We start from the raw sequence: 15398 nt of genomic DNA, 5'->3' as shown, positions 1-15398 counted from the left end.
TCCGTCGTCGGCAGCGTCAGATGTGTATAAGAGACAGGTTGCAGGCGACACGCGGTGCGAGGGTGCAACAACGAGCACCTCGGCGAGAGCTGGCGGAGTGGAGGCGGACTTGCGAGGCGAGGCGGACGCGCTGAGTGGGCGTGGCAGACGCCGGAGTGGGGGCGCGGGGGCTAGGGGAGGGGGTCGGCGTGCTTGCCCGCGGCCTGGGGCGGCGCCTGCTGCGTGCGGAGGAGGTCGCGGATCTCGGTGAGGAGGTCGAGCTCGGTGATCGGCGCGTCGGGCTCCACGGCGCCCTTCTTGCGGAGGCGGTCCATGCGCGACTTCAGGTGGTTGATCGGGTAGACGAAAACGAAGTAGACGACCACGGCGATGATCAGGAAGTTGATGATCGCCGCGAGGACGGCGCCGAACTTGATCTCCGCGTCGCCGACGGGGAAAACGAGCGCCTTGTCGAGACCCTGGGTCTTGGCGACGGCGCCGATCAGCGGGTTGATGAGGTTGGTCACGATCGAGGTGACGACCGCGGTGAACGCGGCACCGATCACGACCGCGACAGCCAAGTCGATCACGTTACCGCGGAGGATGAACTCCCGGAATCCTTTGAGCAAGACCGATCCTTTCGAGGAGGAGGGGTGGTCGCGGATCCGCTAGGCGGCGGAACCGGAGGACGAGCTCGATCCGGACGAACCGGACGAACCGGAGGAGGACGACGAGCCCGAGGAGGAGGACGAGCCGGACGAAGACGATGAGCCGGACGACGACGACCCCGACCCGGACGAGGACGACCCCGAGCCGGACGAGGACGACCCAGACCCCGACGATGACCCCGATCCCGACGACGAGCCGGACCCCGACTCCGCCCCGGCCTTCTTCGTCCCCCCGCGCGAGTCCGTCCGGTAGAACCCGGACCCGTTGAAGGTCACGCCGACCGTGCCGAACACCTTGCGCAGCGAACCGCCGCAGTTCGGGCACACCGTCAGAGCGTCGTCGGTGAAGGCCTGCTGGATGTCGAAGGAGCTGCCGCAGTCGCGGCACGAGTACGAGTAAGTGGGCATTGTCTTTCCGCTGCGTGGGTCAGGTGGTGCGGGGCTCAGGTGAACTGGACGATCCGGGTGGGGGTGACCGCGCCATCCACCGGCTGGTCGTGACGCTCGCGCGGCACCTCGTCCACGAGCTCGCCGTCGAAGACGACGGCGTACACCGGGGGACATTTTTCCATGCTGCCGAGTGTCTTGTCGAAGTAGCCGCGACCCCAGCCCATGCGCATCCCGGTCGAATCCACGGCCGCCGCCGGCACGAGGATGAGGTCGACGTCGTTGATCGCGATCGGTCCGAGCAGGTCGCCGACCGCCTCGGGGAGCCCGAACAGCCCCTCCGTCTCGCTCTCGCCGTCGCCGGTGGTCCAGTCGAGGAGGCCGTCCTCGCGTGACACGGGGAGCAGCACGCGCATCCCCTGCTCGTGAGCCCAGTTCAGGAACGGCCGGGTGTCCGGCTCCGTCGGGGTGGAGAGGTAGGCCGAGAGGCTGCGGGCGGAGAGGTCGGTCGCGAGGTCGACGAGGTTGCGGGTGATTCCCGCTGTCGCGGTCTCCCGCTCGGTCGTGGTCTGGTTCTGCCGGCGTTCGCGGAGCTCCGCACGCAGGGCGCGCTTGCGATGAGCGGCAGTGTCCGGGTCCATACCGCAATCCTAGGAGATGCCATCCTGTGCGCCGATGAAATGCGGATACTGTAGGCGGCATGGCTAATCACGACCGCGTCACGAAAGCAGTGATCCCCGCCGCCGGCCTCGGAACCAGGTTCCTCCCCGCGACGAAGGCGATGCCCAAGGAGATGCTTCCGGTCGTGGACAAGCCGGCCATCCAGTACGTCGTCGAGGAAGCGGTGGATGCCGGCCTCCACGACGTCCTCATGATCACGGGCCGCAACAAGAACGCCCTCGAGAACCATTTCGACCGCAACGCGGAGCTGGAGGAGACCCTCACCAGGAAGGGCGACACCGACCGGCTCGAGAAGGTCAACTACTCCACAGCCCTGGCCGACATGCACTACGTGCGCCAGGGCGACCCGAAGGGGCTCGGCCACGCGGTCCTCCGCGCGAAGATGCACGTCGGACGCGAGCCGTTCGCCGTGCTCCTCGGTGACGACATCATCGACTCGCGGGATGTGCTGCTGAAGCGGATGCTGGACGTCCAGGCGCAGCGCAACGCCACGGTCGTGGCCCTGCTGGAGGTCGACCCCGACTCCATCCACCTGTACGGCGCTGCGGCCGTCGAGCCGACCGACGAGGAGGACGTGGTCCGGATCACGGGCCTCGTGGAGAAGCCCGACCGCGAGCACGCGCCCTCGAACTACGCCGTCATCGGCCGCTACGTGCTGCGCCCGGAGGTCTTCGATGTCCTCGAGCAGACCGCGCCGGGACGCGGCGGCGAGATCCAGCTCACGGATGCCCTGCAGTCGATGGCACAGGCGCCGGACTGGACCGGCGGCGTGTACGGCATCGTCTTCCGCGGCCGCCGCTACGACACCGGCGACCGGCTCGACTACATCAAGGCGATCGTCCGTCTGGCGGTCGACCGCGAGGACCTCGGCCCCGAACTGCGGCCGTGGCTGCGCGAGTTCGCGGCGGAGCTGGAGGACGAACCGATCGACTTCGTCGAGGAGATGCCGACCGGCCCCATCCAGACGCTCTCCGACCGCATCCGCTGACAGCCGGCCGAAGGAGGAGTCTGTGGCGTTCGTGGTCCCCACCCTCACCGAGGGCCGCGTCGGGTTACGTCCCATCCGCTTGCGGGATGCCCGCGCCCTGGAGCGGTCCCTGCTCGAGAACCGCCGCTGGCTGCGGCAGTGGGAGGCGACGAGCCCTTACGCGCCCGGGTCGTTCGACACGCGGGCCAGCATCCGGTCGCTGCTCGGCAACGCGCGTGCCGGGCACGGCCTCCCGTTCGTCGTGGAGTGGGATGGCAAGCTCGCCGGCCAGCTGAACGTCTCCTCCATCGCCTACGGGTCGCTGTCGAGCGCGACGATCGGGTACTGGATCGCGGAGGAGTTCGCGGGCCGCAACATCACGCCGACGGCGGTCGCGCTGGCGACCGACTACTGCTTCTACCAGCTGGGCCTGCACCGGATGGAGATCTGCATCCGCCCCGAGAACGCGCCCAGCCTGCGCGTGGTCGAGAAGCTCGGCTTCCGCTACGAGGGCCTGCGCCGGCGCTACATCCACATCAACGGGGACTGGCGCGACCACTTCTGCTTCGGGCTGGTGTCCGAGGAGCTCAGCCAGGGCGTGCTGCGGCGTTGGCTGGACCACAACGTCCCGGACGATGCCGCTGTGATCCCTGCCGAGGACCGCGCGGCGGCGGCGGTCCCGCTGCCGATCGCGCGCCAGCACTGAGGGTCGGGGTTCGCGCCGTTGGCGTAGGCGCGTGCGGCCTCCGGCACGGGGCTGCGTGCAGCGAGCCTCCAACCCGGAGCCTCCTGAAAGAACTCTGGATCAGGTGACACACCCCCACGACTGACCGGGCCGCGGTCCCTGCCGCCCCTACCGTAGAGGCATGACTGGGGATGTGATGGGCGGTGGGGTCGTCGTCGCCGTAGCTGCCGCGCTGTGGCTGGCCTACCTTGTCCCGGTGTGGCTGCGTCGCCGGGAGTACCTGGCGACCGAGCGGAACGCCGTGCGCCTGCAGCAGACGCTGCGGATCCTCGCCGAGACCAGCGAACTCCCCGACGAAGTGCGGATGGAGGCGACGGCGCGCACGGTCGCGGAGCAGCAGCGCATCCTCCGCAAGGCCGAGCAGCGGACTCTTGCAACCGCCCGTGCCGAGGCCGCGGCCCACGCCCGCCGGGAGCAGGCTCTCGCGGAGGAGCGTCGCCGGGCCGCCGAGGAGGCAGAACAGGCGGCCGCCGAGGCGATCGCGATCGAGCGGGCTTCGCGTGCGGCAGCGGCCCAGCGGGCGCGGGTGCTCGCGACCGCCAGAATCACGACCGATGCCGTCGCGCATGCGCTGTCGCCGCAACGGCGCCGCCGGCTGCGCCGGGCGCGTGCGGTGTCGACGCTCGTCCTCGTGGCCGGACTGATGGGACTCGTCGCGGGCGCCGTCCTGCTGTTCGAGACCGGTGCGTGGCTGCTCGTCGCCGCCTCCGTCGGCGCCGTGTCTGTCGCCGGATGGATGCTCGGACGCCTCGCGCGCCCGCAGCGGGCTGCCGCACGTCCGCAGCCGCTCGTGCGCACCTCGCAGGTCGCGCCGGAACTCTACGACGACGCGCAGCACGATGTGCCTGTGCAGGAGCGGCTGCGGCAGAGCTGGACGCCGCGTCCGCTGCCGAAGCCGTTGCACCTGTCGGCGGGAACGGTGGCGGCGGCCGCGATGGCGTCGGTGGATGCGGCCGCCGAACTGCGTCGCGCCGCGGCACGCGCGGAGCTGGAGCGGAAGGCGGCCGCGGCGGAGGCTGCCGCGGCTGCGGCGGAGGCTGCGGAGCGCGCGGCTGCGCCGGTGCCGGTTCCGCTCAGGGCGGTCGGGCGCGTGGGGGAGTCGCTGGGGATCGCGGGGAGTGGGACTGCGGTTTCCGCGGCAGCATCCACTCTGAGCCGCTACGCCAGCATGGGTGTCCTGGACGACGTCGACACCGGCAGCCTGGACCTGGACGCCGTCCTGCGTCGCCGCCGGGCCGCGAGCTGAGGCGGTTCCCGGGCGCCGTCGGAGATGCTCTCAACGGCCCTCGCGGATTTCGACTCGACCGGTCGGGGGTGCTAGTCTTTCTAAGCAGTTCCCGGGGCTATGGCGCAGTTGGTAGCGCGCTTCGTTCGCATCGAAGAGGTCAGGAGTTCGAATCTCCTTAGCTCCACCACCACCGGAAAGGCCGCCCGATCGGGCGGCCTTTCTGCTTCCTCCGCGCCGCCTCGGCTGGGTGCGTCCCGCGTCCGCGTCCGTCCCATCGCGGCCACGTCCATCCACCGCGTCGGCGTTCCTCCACCGCGTCCGCCGGCCACCCGCGACCGCGTAGCTGCGGCGCGCACGAGCTCGGCGCGGTCAGACGACGAGCAGGATCGCCAGGACCAGCATGAGCACGGCGATCCCGCCGTCGAGGATCCGCCACGCGACCGGCTTCGCGAAGACGGGCCCGGCGAAGCGCGCGCCGAAGCCCAGCAGCCCGAACCAGAGCAGGCTCGCCGTCGCCGCGCCCGCGCCGAAGACCCAGCGTCCGGGGTCGCCGTGCGACGCCGACAGGGAGCCGAGCAGGAGCACCGTGTCGAGGTACACGTGCGGGTTGAGCCAGGTGATCGCGAGGCAGGTCGCGACCGCCGCCGCGAGCGAGCCGGCGACGGCACCGGTGGCGGTCAACGATTCCGGCCGCAGCGCGCGGCGGGCGGCGAACACGGCATACCCGAGCAGGAAGGCGAATCCGGCCCAGCGGACGATCCCGAGCGCAACAGGTGCGTTCTTCACCAGCACACCGATCCCGGCGACGCCCGCGGCGATCAGCGCGGCGTCGCTCACGACGCAGATGATCACGATCGGCAGCACGTGCGCGCGGCGGAGACCCTGCCGGAGCACGAACGCATTCTGCGCGCCAATGGCGACGATGAGGGATGCGGCCGAGCCGAGGCCGGTGAGGAACGTTGCGAGCACGGTGTCGACGCTATGGGCCGCTCGCCGTTTAGTACAGCTCAGGTTTCTTGAGCTGCATTAGCATCGCTTCATGAGCGCGAACGTCGAACACCTGCGAACTCTCGCGGCAGTCGTCGACGGCGGAACGTTCGAAGTCGCGGCCGCGTCCCTCCACATCACGCCGTCCGCTGTCAGCCAGCGGATCAAGGCGCTGGAGCAGCAGAGCGGTCGCGTGCTCGTCCGCCGCAGCAAGCCCGTGGAGCCGACCGAGGCGGGCACCGTCCTCCTGCGGCTGGCGCGGCAGCTGACCCTGTTGGAGGCGGAGGCGACGGCCGCCCTCGCCGACGACGCCTCCTCGGCGAGCACGCCCGTCCCGCTCGTCGTGAACGCCGATTCGCTCGCGACGTGGGTCCTGCCTGCGCTCGCACGACTCGACGGCATCGCCTTCGAGCTCGTCGTAGACGACCAGGAGCACACCCTCGACCGCCTCCGCGACGGGACGGCGATGGCCGCGATCGGCTCCGACCCGGAACCCGTCCAGGGCTGCGTCGCGCATCCACTCGGCTCCATGGTCTACCGCGCGGCCGCCAGTCCTGCCTACGTCACCCGGTGGTGCCCGGAGGGATGGACGCCGCACGCGGCCGCCGCCGCTCCGATGCTGGTGTTCGACCGCAAGGATGCGCTGCAGGACCGCTACCTCGACACCTTCGCCCCGGGCGCGCAGCCCCCGCGTCACTTCATCCCCGCCTCCACGCAGTTCGTCGACGCGGCCGTCCTGGGACTGGGATGGGGGATGCTGCCCGACCTCCAGGCCGACGCCCTCGTCGCGGAGGGTCGCCTCGTCGTGCTGGACGACACCCGCGTGGCGGAGGTGCCGCTGTACTGGCATCAGTGGTCGCTGCGGTCGGCCGCGCTCGACGCTGTTGCGGCGGCGATCGCCGAGGACGCCGCCCGGACGTTGCGCCCTCCGGCCGGGCGGACGCCGGGCGCGGCCGCCGGCCGAGCGGCGGGCGCTCCCGCTGACGGGACGCCGGGCGCGGCGGCAGGCCGGGTCCCAGACGCTCCCGCGGACGGAACGCAGGGCGCTGCCGCCGGCCGGACCCGCCCTACAGCGTCGCCAGCACCAGGTCGAGCGCGTCCACGAACCGGTCAGCGCTCTCCCGCGTGATGCCGAGCGGCGGCTTGATCTTGAGCACGTTCCGATAGTCGCCGGTGGGCAGGACGATGCAGCCCTCCGCCAGCATCCCGTCGCACACCAGTGCCGTCTTCGCCGTGGCGGGTTCGAGCGTCTCGCGGTCGAGCACCAACTCCATCCCGAGGTAGAGGCCCATGCCGTGGACCGCACCGACCAGTGGATGCCGTTCGCCCAACTCGCGCAGGCGGGCCGCGAGGTGATCGCCCACGACGGCCGCGTTCTGCTGGAGTCCCTCGTCGCGCATGACGTCGAGCACGGTCAGGCCGACGACGGCCGACACCGGGCTGCCGCCCGCGGAGGAGAAGAAGTTGCCCTCGGCCGCGAACGACTCGGCGATCTCCCGGCGGGTGATGATGGCGCCGAGCGGATGGCCGTTGCCCATGGCTTTGGCGATGGTGATGACGTCCGGAACGACTCCCTGTTGCTCCGAGCCCCAGAAGTAGTGGCCGAGCCGTCCGTAGCCGACCTGGACTTCGTCGGCGATGCAGACGCCGCCGCGTGCACGGATCCTCTCGTAGACGCCGGCTAGGTATCCGTCGGGGAGCATGAGGCCGCCCGCGTTGCCGAACACGGGTTCGGCGATGTAACCGGCGACGTCCGTGCCCGACGCTTCCAGCCCGGCGAGGTCGGCATCCAGGTCGGCGAGGTAGGCGGCGGCCGAGTCGGGGCCGCGATGCGTGCCGCGCAGGGAGTTGGGTGCGGCGACGAGCTTCACCCAGTCCGGGCGGGTCTCGAGAGCGCGCGGGTTGTCGCCGAGCGACGACGAGACCGCATCCGCGGCCATGGTCCAGCCGTGATAGGCCTCGGTCACGGCGAGGATCATTCGCCGTCCCGTGTGGACCTGCGCGAGCCGCAGCGCCAGATCCACCGCCTCGCTGCCGCTGTTCACCAGGAACACGGTGTCCAGGCCGTCGGGGGCGAGCTCGACGAGGCGCTCCGTGAAACGCGACAGCTCGTCGTAGTGGAATCGTGAATTCGTGTTGAGACGCGCCCACTGATCGCGGACCGCCTCCACCAGGCGTGGATGCCCGTGCCCGATCTGGGTGACGTTGTTCACCATGTCCACGTAGGTCTGCGCGCTGCTATCGACGAGGTGCTGGCGCCAGCCGCGCTCGATGAGCGGTGGATGCGCGAAGTAGTGCTCCTGCACAGCGGCGAAGGTGGCGTCCCGGCGGGCGAGGGACGCTTCGGGGTCTGCGGTGGCGGCTGCGAGCTCGACGCCGAAGAGGTCGGACGGATCGGGTGAGATGGCGGCCCAGACGGCGAAGGGCAGGGTCGGTGTGACGAACGCGGGCGGGCGGTGGCCCTGAAGGGTGCTCAGCTGAGCCGTCAGGCGGGCGGCCGTGCCGATGGGTTCGCCGGGTGCGACGGTGGTGGTCTTCGGGGCGGCGGCGCTGGTCGCGGCGGGGGTGCTGGTGGCGCTGTTCGCGGCGGTGGTGCTGGTGGTGCTGTTCGTCGCACTGGCGGCGCTGGTGTGCGGCCGGTCCAGCCCGTCCAGCCAGAGGTCGATACCGTCGCCGGCCAGCAGCCACGCGGCGCCGGTCCAGGAGAGGTCGCCGGCGAACGGAGCGGTGACCTCCACGCCGGATGGCGCATCGAGGGTGACCGCGAGCGCCACAGAGGCGGATGGGCGGTCGCGGTCGATGCGGGCGCGCGTCAGGCGGGCCTCCCCGTACCGGGTGAGGGCGTGTCCCTGCTCGCGCGAGGTGCGGGCGAGCACCGCATCCTCGGCGTCGGGATGCAACCAGGCTCCGGCGTCGAGCTCGCGGGCGAGGACGGACAGGTCGGTGAGGTGGGATGGCGTGCTGGCGACCGAGACGAGCCGTCCGAACGCGGGCTGGGTGGAGACGCGCCCCACTTCGCCCGAGCCCCGGAGTCGCGCTCGGATGGCCGCCTCCAGCTCGTCCGCATCCAATCGTCGGGCGACGTCGAAGGCGATCCACTCGTGGGCCCGGTTCTCGTCCGCGTAGGCGTTGTCCGCCTCGAGAGCGACCTGCTGCTCGCCGCTGACCACCAGCACCGCTCCGCGCAGGACGACGAGCGGCCAGAGGGCGGAGATGTCGGCGGCGTCCAGCGGGGTTTCGGCGTTGAACGCATCCACCACCTCCAGCACGGCGAGGGGTTCGTCGGGGAGGTGGTGCAGCGCGCTCGCGACGGTGGCCGCCAGCTCGGCGACGAGCCAGCCGTCGGAGACGTCGCCGAAGTCGATGACCCCCGGGCCGCCCTCGCCGAGCACGATGTTGTCGTCGGTGACGTCGCCATGGACCGCCTGAACCCGCAGGCGCTCGCGCAGCGGCTCGAGGCGCGCGAGCGCCGCATCTGTCGCCTCGCGGACCACGCGGCGTTTCGCCGGCTGGGCGACGTGCTCGAGGAGGAGGTCTACCACCTCTCCGCTGATGCGCGCATCCCACTGGGTGGTGCGGTCGAGGCCGGGATGCCGGAGCTCGGACAGTCCGCCCGCAACGCGGCCGGACAGCGTTCCCAGAGTCCGCAGCTGCTCGCGAGATGGGCGTCCGACGCCGGTGAGGGGTTCGCCGTCGAGGTAGCGGAGGACGCGGGCGAGGAGCGCCACCCCGCTCACGTCGACGCCGACGAGCTCGTCGCCCTTGAGCGAGCGGACGACCTCGGGGATGCGGACGCCTGACCCGGCCAGCGCGGCGAGGGCCGCATTCTGCGCGCGCAGTTCGTCGGCGGAGAACACGGGATTCGCGAGTTTGAGCACATAGCGGTCGGCGCCGGTGTCGACGAGGAAGTTGCGGTCCTGGTGGCTGCCGAGCTCGGTGATGCGGCCCTCGAGGCCGAAATGCGCCGCAGCGATGGCGGCAGCGTGCTCCGGCTCCACCGCTGGGCGCGGGAGCGCAGGCTGGGTGAGGAAGTCGGAATTCGGCAACGGGGCTCCAAGAACTCGCCAGAGGCGGATCGGTTCGAATCTGCGGTCAGTCTATTGAGGGGTGTCCGACGCCGTGTCGACCCCGGATGCAATCTGTGGACAGGCTGCCGATTGTGGATAACGTCCGGGATCGGCACGGTTCCCGCCCAGGCAACGTTCGGCGGCTCCACGTACGGTGGGGCCCGTGAAACCTTGGAGGACCGCACTTATCGCTTTTGTCATCGATGCGGCCCTCGTGACGGTTTTCGTGCTAATTGGGCGGCGCAGTCATGGCGAGGCGGACAATGCCGGCGGCATCGTGGGCACGCTCTGGCCGTTCCTGGTCGCGCTCATCGTCGGCTGGCTCGTCACGTGGGCCTGGCGGCGGCCGCTGGCGATCGTGTGGGCGGGCATCCCGGTCTGGCTGATGACGGTGGCGCTCGGGATGCTGATCCGCACTTCTGCGGGGCAGGGCGTCCAGCCGACCTTCATCGCCGTCGCGGCGGTCGTGCTCGGTGTGTTCCTCGTGGGCTGGCGACTCGTCGCGCTGCCGATCGCGCGGCGGAGGCGGAGCGTCGCGGATGCGCGCCTCGCGGTCGACGCGGTCGACGAGGTCGCTCGCTAGCTGGGGCCGCTGAGCGTCACCTCGCGCCGGCCGACACCCGCAGATCGTCTGGCTGTGGCGGGTAGCGTCACCTCAGGGCGGCCGACACCGCAGATCGTCTAGCTGGGGCCGCGGGCGTCACCGCACCAGGTGCAGCTCGTGACTGGTGTTGTTGAGCCGATGTCCTCCATCCTCCTCAGCGACCACGATGTCCTCGATGCGCACGCCGAAACGGCCCGGCAGGTAGATGCCCGGCTCGATCGAGAAGCACATCCCCGCCTCGATGGGATGCTCCTCGCCCTCCACCAGGTACGGCGGCTCGTGCGTCGTCACGCCGATCCCATGCCCGACGCGGTGGATGAAGTACTCGCCGTAGCCGGCGTCCGCGATCACGCGCCGCGCGACCCGGTCGATCTCCTGGCACGGGATGCCCACGGCGACCGCCTCGAACGCCTCCTGCTGGGCCCGTTTCACTACGTCGTAGACCTCGTGCTCCTCATCCGTCGGCTCGCCGACGTGCACGGTGCGGGTGGTGTCCGAACCGTATCCATAGAGGAGACCGCCGAAGTCGAGCACGACCATGTCGCCCTCCCGGATGGTGCGGCCACCGGGCGAGTGATGCGGGTCCGCACCGTTCGGGCCGGCGGCCACGATGGTGAAGTCGACCTGGGTATGGCCGTACTCGCGCAGCAGCCTGTCGAGCTCTGCCGCGAGCTCGAGCTCCGTTCGGCCGGCGAAGGCAAGAGAGAGCACGTCCTCGAACGTCGCGTCGGCGGCCGCTCCCGCGGCTGCGAGACGGTCGATCTCGTCGGTGGTCTTCACGGCGCGCAGCATCGGAAGGATGCGCGAAAGTGACCCGAACCGCGCGGACGGAAGCTTCTCCTGCAGGCCGAGCAGATGCATCGCCCAGGTGGCATCGGAGATGCCGTAACGGCCGTCCGGACGCAACAGCGCCGCAGCCGGGACGTATTCGTCCTCGCCGTCCCGCCAGTCGACCAGCCTGATGACGTCGGCGGCCCGCGTTCCGGCCGCGTCGCCGTGCTCGAGCGTCGGAACGAGCATGGCCGGCTCACCCTCTGCCGGGATCACCAGCAGCGTGATGCGTTCCGTCGTCGCCACCGGAAGGTAGTCGGCGAAGTACCCGAGATCGGGCCCCGGCGCGATGATGAGGCCGTCGAGGCCCGCCGCGCGCGCGTGCTGCGCTCCGCGCTGCAGCCGCTCGGCGAAGTGACGGGTGGTGATCTCCTGCATGTCGGCTCCTGCCTGCGTGTCGGCTCCTGCTTGGGCGTGGCCTTCGCGTGCCTTCGGTGCGTTTCGCGTGCCTTTCGGTGCGTTTCGCGTGCCTTTCGGGTGCCCTGGCGTGCCCTACTCCTCGACCGGCCCCAGCCAGGCGTTGGCCACGGTGTTGTGCGCCGACTCGGCGTCGGACGGATGGAAGATCCCGGCCAGCACATCCCGGTACAGCCGGCCGAGCTCGCTGCCGGCGAAGAAGGTCGAGCCGCCGGACACGCGGATTGCCTGGTCGACCACGCGCCGGGCCGTCTCCGTGGCTCGGACCTTCAGCCCGACGAGCTTCGGGAACCACATCCCGCCATGGTCGGCGAGCGTGTCCACATCCCGAGCCAGCGCATCCAGTTGAGGGAGGAGTGCGTCCTGCTCGATCGCCGCTTCTGCCACGCGCCAGCGGATGTCGGGGTCGTTCGCATACGTGCGGCCGTCGTTCTTCAGACTGGTCCGCCGGTGCGCCGCCTCGACGGCGAGTTCTAGCGCCCGCGCACCGATTCCGGTGTAGACGGCGGCCAGCAGGATCTCGAAGTTCGCAAAGATGGCGAACACCAGCGGGTCGGCGTTCGGACCGGGAGCGAGACGGCGCACCACGCGGTCGGCGGGAGCACGTGCGCCGTCGAGGACGGTCGTGTTGCTCTGCGTCGCGCGCATCCCGAGCGTGTCCCAGTCCTCGCGGATCTCGAATCCGCCGCCCGTGCGCTCGATGAAGCCGTAGACGATCTTGGGAGCGTCCGGGCTCGTGCTGTCGAGCCCCATCGTTCCCAGGCGGGTCCATGACGGAGAGAGGGACGTGAAGATCTTGCGGCCATGGAAGCGGTAGGAGCCATCGGGCTCCGGTCGAGCCTCCGTTGTCGAGCCGAACAGGACGAGGTCGTTGCCGGCCTCGCTCAGCCCGAAGCCGAACACCTCGCCAGCGCCTGCCTCGCGCAGCAGGAACTCCAGGGAATCGTCGCCGCGGTCCCGGAGCGTTTTCGCGATCCCGGTCCAGACCAGGTGCATGTTGACCGCGAGGGCGGTCGCGGGTGCAGCCGCAGCCAGACGCGACTGGAGACGAGCGGTCTGCTCCAGGCTGAGCCCGAGGCCGCCGAATTCGGTCGGGACCAATGCCTTCAGATAGCCGCCATCGGCCAGCTCTGCGAAGTCTTCGGTGAAGAAGCGGTTGTCGCGGTCGTAGCCCGCAGCACGCTCGTGGACGTGGGAAAGGAGGTCGTCGGGGAGAGGATCGCTTGCCGGGGGGAAGTGCTGGTGCTCTGTCACGTTCCTCACACTAAGGGAGCGTGACCCGGCTCGGCAGGGATCGCTGAGAACTGTGGAGAACCGGTATCTGTGGAGGGTTAGGTCGTCGCGTACATCGACGGCAACCGGTGCCCGGCTGGGCGTTGAGGCGAGCGGCATAGGCTTGACGGCATGGAACAGCGCATCCTCGGTGGAACCGGTCGGGACGTGTCGGTCGTCGGACTCGGCACCTGGCAGCTCGGCGCCGACTGGGGCGACGTCTCCGACGACGACGCGCTCGGCGTGCTGGAAGCGGCGGCGGAATCGGGCGTGACGTTCTTCGACACGGCGGACGTGTACGGGGATGGGCGCAGCGAGCAGATCATCGGCCGGTTCGTGAGCGAGCATCCCGAACTGCCGCTGACCGTCGCCACCAAGATGGGCCGGCGCGAGGCGCAGGATCCTGCCAACTTCACGCTGGCGAAGTTCCGCGAGTGGACGGATCGTTCCCGCCGCAATCTCGGGGTCGACCGCCTCGATCTGGTGCAGCTGCACTGCCCGCCGGCGCCGGTCTTCTCCAGCGACGCGGTCTACGACGCGCTCGACACGCTCGTGGCGGAGGGCGCCATCGAGAGCTATGGCGTGAGCGTCGAGACCGTGGATGAGGCCCTCGCGGCGATCGCGCACCCCGGCACGGCCACGGTGCAGATCATCCTGAACGCGTTCCGTCTGAAGCCGCTCGACCGGGTCGTCCCGGCCGCCCGCGATGCGGGCGTGGGGATCATTGCGCGCGTGCCGTTGGCGTCCGGCCTCCTCAGTGGCCGCTACTCCGAGGAGACCACGTTCGCCGCGGACGATCACCGCACCTACAACCGCCATGGTGAAGCGTTCGATGTGGGCGAGACGTTCTCGGGCGTCGACTTCGAGGAGGGCGTGAAGGCCGCGCGCGAGTTCGCATCGCTCGTGCCCGAGGGCGCGACGCCGGCCCAGGCTGCGATCGCGTGGCTGATCGCCCAGGACGGCGTGACCACCGTCATCCCCGGTGCCCGCTCGGCCGAGCAGGCGCGCGCGAACGCGGCCGCCGCATCCATCCGCCTCCCGGACGGCTTCGACGACGCCGTCCACCGCATCTACGACACGCACTTCCGCGCCGCCGTCCACCCCCGCTGGTAGCGCCCTCCGGGCTCCCCGCGCCCGCGTCCCGCCGGGCTGGGAGTCCGCCCTCTCCGGCCACTCCGCCCCTCCGCCGAGGTGCTCGTTGTTGCACCTCCGCACGGCGTGTCGGCTGCATCTTCGAGCACTTCGGCGCTTTCGGCCTCGCCGGACCCTCCGTCGGCTCCGCCCCTCCGCCGGCTCCGCCCCTCCGCCGGCTCCGCCTCTCCGCCGGCTCCGCCCCACCGCCGACTCCGTCGCCTCCGCTGAGGTGCTCGTTGTTGCATGTCGGTGCGGCGTGTCGGCTGCAACTTCGAGCATTTCGGCGCTTTCGGCCTCGCCGTACCCTCCGTCGGCTCCGCCGCTCCGCCGGCTTCACCCCACCGCCGACTCCGTCCCCTTCCGTCTAGGTGCTCGTTGTTGCACCTCCCCGCGGCGTGTCGGCTGCAACGTCGAGCACTTCGGCGGTCAGCGGGTCCGGAGAAGACGGCGGACTCGGGCGACGAGCGCGGCGGGGTCATGCAGGTCGTCGGCGGTCACGCGCACCATGCGCCAGCCGAGGTCCTCGACGCGCTCCCTGCGAGCGATGTCCTTCCGCCACACGTCGCGATCGACGCGGTGCACATCCCCCTCGTACTCCAGTGCAAGCTTCGCAACCGGATAGACGAGGTCGGCTCGTGCGACAAAGGAACCGCGGGTGTCGAGGATCCGGTAGTTGAGGGACGGTTCGGGCAGTCCGGCGTGGACCAGCATCAGGCGGAGGCGCGTTTCACCGGGCGACTCGGAGCCGGTCCTGACGCTTTCGAGAGCCAGGCGGGCGTGGCCGGTTCCACGGCGTCCTGCAGATTCTGAGATCGCTCTCCGGAGACGTTCGCGGTCAGTGAGGGCATCGGGGCCGCCGACGAGATGATCGCCCACGACGACGAGGTCATCGTGGCGGAGCATGGTCGCCAAGTCCAACCAGGTCTGTTCGGGAGTGGTCACCGGGAGCCCTGCGACCTCGACGGTATGCCAGTGGGCGAGCCTGTGACCGACGAATCCGCGGACCACAGGCGGTCGGCAGCCGGCGGGAACAGTGACGTGGATGCTCTCGCTCGACCAGGAAGGCAGCGGCAGGCCGTAGATCGCGGCGGCGGTCGAATGGCTGAACGCGAAATCGGTCCGGCGATGGACAGCGAACGCATGGAGGCGCGCGGTGGTGCTGTCGACATCGCGCTCGATCCGCATGCCGCGGAAGGGCTTGACGAGCTTGACCGAGCGCGACCGACCCACCGAGATGCCGTGGGGAAGGCGTGCGGACGAGACGTTCGGACGGTCGAGTTGCTGTTCCATCCGCACACGGTGCCAGGTTTCACCACGAATGGTGCGCGTTATCCACAGCCCCTTTGCCGAAGTGCTCGTTGTTGCAGCCGCCGACGGCGTGTCGGGTGCAACAACTGTCTCTTATACACATCTGACGCTGCCGACGACGGA

The 15398-nt window shown here is 70.4% G+C and carries 14 protein-coding genes and 1 tRNA gene; 7 read left to right on the top strand and 8 right to left on the bottom strand.

The window, feature by feature from the left end:
- Positions 1-170: 170 nt before the first annotated feature.
- From mscL to ACPYOG_RS15255, 3 genes are read right to left on the bottom strand one after another with little or no spacing between them, the layout of a single operon-like run.
- On the bottom strand, positions 171-608 hold the full coding sequence (mscL, locus tag ACPYOG_RS15265; RefSeq protein WP_481295032.1) for a large-conductance mechanosensitive channel protein MscL: 438 nt from the start codon (positions 606-608) through the stop codon (positions 171-173).
- Between the two features lie 39 nt (positions 609-647).
- Positions 648-1055, bottom strand: coding sequence for an FmdB family zinc ribbon protein (locus ACPYOG_RS15260; RefSeq protein ID WP_481295031.1), 408 nt, complete (start codon positions 1053-1055; stop codon positions 648-650).
- A 35-nt stretch (positions 1056-1090) separates the two neighbouring features.
- On the bottom strand, positions 1091-1675 hold the full coding sequence (locus ACPYOG_RS15255) for a 5-formyltetrahydrofolate cyclo-ligase (RefSeq protein ID WP_481295030.1): 585 nt from the start codon (positions 1673-1675) through the stop codon (positions 1091-1093).
- Positions 1676-1734: 59 nt separating this feature from the next.
- Here ACPYOG_RS15255 and galU point away from each other — a divergent pair, with 59 nt between their 5' ends.
- The 4 genes from galU to ACPYOG_RS15235 all read left to right on the top strand — a co-directional run bounded on the left by galU (position 1735) and on the right by ACPYOG_RS15235 (position 4842).
- Entirely contained in the window at positions 1735-2703 is a 969-nt protein-coding gene (galU, locus tag ACPYOG_RS15250; protein ID WP_481295029.1) for a UTP--glucose-1-phosphate uridylyltransferase GalU, read from the top strand.
- Between the two features lie 22 nt (positions 2704-2725).
- Positions 2726-3388, top strand: coding sequence for a GNAT family N-acetyltransferase (locus tag ACPYOG_RS15245; RefSeq protein WP_481295028.1), 663 nt, complete (start codon positions 2726-2728; stop codon positions 3386-3388).
- A gap of 160 nt (positions 3389-3548) precedes the next feature.
- On the top strand, positions 3549-4673 hold the full coding sequence (locus ACPYOG_RS15240; protein ID WP_481295027.1) for a hypothetical protein: 1125 nt from the start codon (positions 3549-3551) through the stop codon (positions 4671-4673).
- A 93-nt stretch (positions 4674-4766) separates the two neighbouring features.
- Positions 4767-4842 (top strand) — tRNA-Ala (locus tag ACPYOG_RS15235).
- 182 nt (positions 4843-5024) lie between these two features.
- Here ACPYOG_RS15235 and ACPYOG_RS15230 read toward each other — a convergent pair.
- The gene (locus tag ACPYOG_RS15230) at positions 5025-5624 is read right to left on the bottom strand and encodes a LysE/ArgO family amino acid transporter (RefSeq protein WP_481295026.1); all 600 of its coding nucleotides are present in this window, start codon (positions 5622-5624) and stop codon (positions 5025-5027) included.
- A gap of 70 nt (positions 5625-5694) precedes the next feature.
- Here ACPYOG_RS15230 and ACPYOG_RS15225 point away from each other — a divergent pair, with 70 nt between their 5' ends.
- Positions 5695-6771: a LysR family transcriptional regulator ArgP gene (locus ACPYOG_RS15225; protein ID WP_481295025.1), complete on the top strand. Its 1077-nt coding sequence runs from the start codon at positions 5695-5697 to the stop codon at positions 6769-6771.
- On the opposite strand, the gene ACPYOG_RS15220 is transcribed toward ACPYOG_RS15225, so the two are convergent.
- Positions 6710-9688: an aminotransferase gene (locus tag ACPYOG_RS15220; protein ID WP_481295024.1), complete on the bottom strand. Its 2979-nt coding sequence runs from the start codon at positions 9686-9688 to the stop codon at positions 6710-6712. The two genes, ACPYOG_RS15225 and ACPYOG_RS15220, sit on opposite strands and share 62 nt — an antisense overlap.
- A gap of 184 nt (positions 9689-9872) precedes the next feature.
- Between ACPYOG_RS15220 and ACPYOG_RS15215 the strand changes: the two genes are divergently transcribed.
- The gene (locus ACPYOG_RS15215) at positions 9873-10292 is read left to right on the top strand and encodes a DUF3054 domain-containing protein (protein WP_481295023.1); all 420 of its coding nucleotides are present in this window, start codon (positions 9873-9875) and stop codon (positions 10290-10292) included.
- A gap of 117 nt (positions 10293-10409) precedes the next feature.
- Here the strand turns inward: ACPYOG_RS15215 and ACPYOG_RS15210 are convergent, their stop codons facing one another.
- Positions 10410-11522 (bottom strand): aminopeptidase P family protein, encoded by a 1113-nt coding sequence (locus ACPYOG_RS15210; RefSeq protein WP_481295022.1) that lies wholly within the window; start codon positions 11520-11522, stop codon positions 10410-10412.
- 114 nt (positions 11523-11636) lie between these two features.
- A complete protein-coding gene (locus tag ACPYOG_RS15205) occupies positions 11637-12815 on the bottom strand; it encodes an acyl-CoA dehydrogenase family protein (RefSeq protein ID WP_481295021.1) in 1179 nt (392 codons plus the stop codon).
- Positions 12816-12965: 150 nt separating this feature from the next.
- Here ACPYOG_RS15205 and ACPYOG_RS15200 point away from each other — a divergent pair, with 150 nt between their 5' ends.
- Complete coding sequence (locus tag ACPYOG_RS15200; RefSeq protein WP_481295020.1) at positions 12966-13946, top strand: aldo/keto reductase; 981 nt, start codon at positions 12966-12968, stop codon at positions 13944-13946.
- 447 nt (positions 13947-14393) lie between these two features.
- On the opposite strand, the gene ACPYOG_RS15195 is transcribed toward ACPYOG_RS15200, so the two are convergent.
- Complete coding sequence (locus ACPYOG_RS15195; RefSeq protein WP_481295019.1) at positions 14394-15257, bottom strand: hypothetical protein; 864 nt, start codon at positions 15255-15257, stop codon at positions 14394-14396.
- Between the last annotated feature and the right edge of the window lie 141 nt (positions 15258-15398).

The sequence above is a fragment of the Leifsonia sp. HAY1-4F genome (genome assembly GCF_056755275.1).
The sequence above is the reverse complement of the archived record's forward strand: the minus strand, read 5'-3'. Positions and strand labels throughout refer to the sequence as shown.